Here is a 3,159-nt window from a genome sequence, read left to right as displayed (position 1 = left end):
CAAAAGAAACTGTTATTATAGAGTATAAGGATAGTGATTATATTTTAAATTATCATAAATTTAATAATTTAAATCATATTAGATATGACAATTATTATAGTATAACTTTTATTGATATTTTAGATATGGTATCTAATGTAATTTATCAACCATATTCAGAAAAAACTATTGATAGATGTAATAAATTTAAAATTTTTGGCTGTGAAATAAATCTAAAAAAGGAGAAAAAATGAGTTTAAGTGGTTTACATAGGGTAAAAAACTTTAGTAGTGAATTATATAATAATATTAAGAATAATGAAGGTTTTGATGTAAAAGTTTATCTTGATAGTAAACTTAGACCTACAATTGGTGTTGGTTATGAATTAATTTCTCATAAAAATACTTGGAGAGAACATTTTAAAACAATCAAACTTAATGTTAGCAATGAACAAGCTAATGATTTTAATAATTTAATATCTGCTTTATCTAAAGTAAAGTCTAAAGATGAAGGCAAACGTATTATTGAAAAGTATTATAACAATAAAAATAGCATAAAACTAACTAACGAAAAAGAAGCAAAAGAACTTTTTTATACTATATTGCCAGATTATAAAAAAATGATTATTAAAACAAGTAATAATCCTAATCAAGGAATTAGTGAAGAAATGTATAAATATCTAAAAGATAGCAAAGAATTAATAACTCTTATTGATTTAGCGTACAATGGGGGTAAAAAATTAATAGGACCTGGTTTATCTAAAGCTATTGAAGAAGGTGATAGAGCTAGAGCTTGGTTTGAGATAAGATATAATTCTAATGGCGGGAAATCACGAAAAACTAGTGGTTATGGAATTGCACAAAGAAGAATAAGAACTTCAGATTTTTTTGGGCTTTATCCTGATGGCAATGTAGATGAAGAATATCATATGAAAGTAGTTAGAATGTATGCTGACTATAAAGATAAAATAATCGGAGAAGAAACCAGCATAGAAGAACCTAGTGAAAATGATGGTAAGAAAATAGGAGAAGCTTATCAAGACAAAAATAGTTTTAAAAGCCAAATCTCTACAACCCTTAAACATTTTACTAATGAAAATCAAATTAGTGGGGATATTATATTGCTTGATAATACCCATAATAAATTAGGTGAAAATACAAATTTAAATAAAAATGATTTGATTATCATTGATGGTGGAGAGCATAAGATTAGCGATATAAGCGGTAATGATATTTATTATGTTCGTAATGGTAAAGTTACAATAGACGATAAGGATGGCAAAGGTCAAGTAGTATTTAATGGCTCTACATTAGAAGGTGGTTCTTATGATGAAGATAGGAAAGCATATATAGATGCTAAAGATACAAGTATTACATATGAGCTTAAAGACAATAATGATTTAATAGTAACTAAAGGCGATAGTAGTATAACAATACGCAATTTTAAAAAAAGCGAAGATGGATTTTTAAATATTAATTTAAAGGATAATCCAGGCAAAGAAGTAGCTATAGTAATAGATACAACAGGTTCTATGGGAGATGATATAGCAACTTGCAAAGCAAATGCAAAGATTATAGCTAGTAATATCTTTAAAGAAAATTTTTATTCTAAAATATCAATAGTTACTTATAATGATAATGATATAAAAACAATTGGAACTTACACTGATTATCAAGGTTTTTTAGGTGGAATAAATAGTGTTAATTTGCAATATGGTGGCACAGAATACACTATGGCAGCTATCTTAGAAGGAATGAGTCGTTTTACACCAAATAATCACTTGAGTAAAGAAGTGTATGTAATGACAGATGAGCCTGGAGATGATAATCATAGAAGAGATGAAGTAGAAGGTAGAGCTAAAATTTTTTATGTAGCAGGTCTAAGAAATGCAAATAATACCAATAAATACGAAGATAATTCAGTAAAAATTAATTTTATAGCTATTCGTAATGAGTTTGAGCATTTTAAAGATTTAGCTAAAAATACTAATGGAATGTATTTTAATTCAAATTCAAGTGAAGAGCTTAGCGATGCTTTATTTGAATTAAGCAATATAGGAACCTCAAGTAATGATGTGATAGAAGGCAATGATAAGGATAATAGTCTTAATGGATTTGGTGGAGATGATACACTAGTAGGTAAGGCTGGAAGCGATACTTATACATTTACTGGGCTTAATTTTGGTAACGATACCATAATAGAAAGCAATTTAAATAATATTGATAAAAATACAATTATTTTTAAAGATGTAAGCTATAAAGATGTAAGATTTAAAAAAGATTTAAATGATTTAAAAATTACACTTAATAAAGATAATAGCGTAACAATAAAAGATTTTTATAATACCAATAATGAAAGTAAAATTAGTAGCATAAGCTTTAGTGATGTTACATTAGATGAACTAGCTATCAAAAGAAGCGTAAGTATGCAAGCAAACAAAGAAGCAATAGTATTCTTAAAAGAAAAAGATTTTAGCTTTTCTAATTTTGCTACATCAACATTTGCAGTAGCCTATCAAGATAATGCAAGCAATATAAGCACATCTTATAAAGATGATGTAATAATAGGCAGTAATAAAAACGATATTATATCAACCAAATTAGGAAACGATACTTTAATCGGTGGTAAAGGAGATGATAAGTTATATGGTGGATTTGGTAATGATATATATGTTTATAGAAAAGGTGATGGAAATGATTTAATCTATGATGATGGTGGGCAAGATGCTTTAAAATTACAAAATTTAAAAGCTGATGAAATATTTTTAATAAAAGATGGTAAAGACCTGCTAATAAAGTTTAAAGATGATGATACAAATAGCATAAGAGTAGCACATCACTTTGCTTGGAAATTTGGCTATCACAATCAAATAAACACAATAGAACTTGATGATAATAAATTCATCAATACAAAAACAATAGATAAACTAATAGAGCAAACTAGTGCATTTGCTAAAAATAACGGCATAGATATTCATAATATTAATCATATAAACGATGATAGATTAAATCAAATCTATATGAGTGCTTGGAATTAAGTAAATTACCCTAAATTAATTTAGGGTAATTATTATTTAAGTATTTAAAAAATATATTAATTAGGTAAAATATGTTTAAAATTTTTAAAAAATTTGATGATGATACACACGAATTTAAACCACTTTTAGTAGAGTTAGAAGAT

Annotated in this window: 2 protein-coding genes; both read left to right on the top strand. The window is 26.3% G+C overall.

The window, feature by feature from the left end; genetic code table 11:
* Positions 1-233: hypothetical protein (locus KJQ97_RS09055; protein ID WP_214120640.1), on the top strand; the 233-nt coding region annotated here is incomplete at its 5' end.
* Positions 230-3,016: a VWA domain-containing protein gene (locus KJQ97_RS09050; protein ID WP_214120639.1), complete on the top strand. Its 2,787-nt coding sequence runs from the start codon at positions 230-232 to the stop codon at positions 3,014-3,016. The genes KJQ97_RS09055 and KJQ97_RS09050, both read left to right, overlap by 4 nt.
* The last annotated feature ends 143 nt before the right edge of the window (positions 3,017-3,159 follow it).

It is taken from the genome of Campylobacter sp. 2018MI01 (assembly GCF_018501205.1).
Classification (GTDB): Bacteria; Campylobacterota; Campylobacteria; order Campylobacterales; family Campylobacteraceae; genus Campylobacter_E.
Note: the sequence above shows the minus strand (reverse complement) of the source record. Positions and strands in the feature narration are given on the sequence as shown.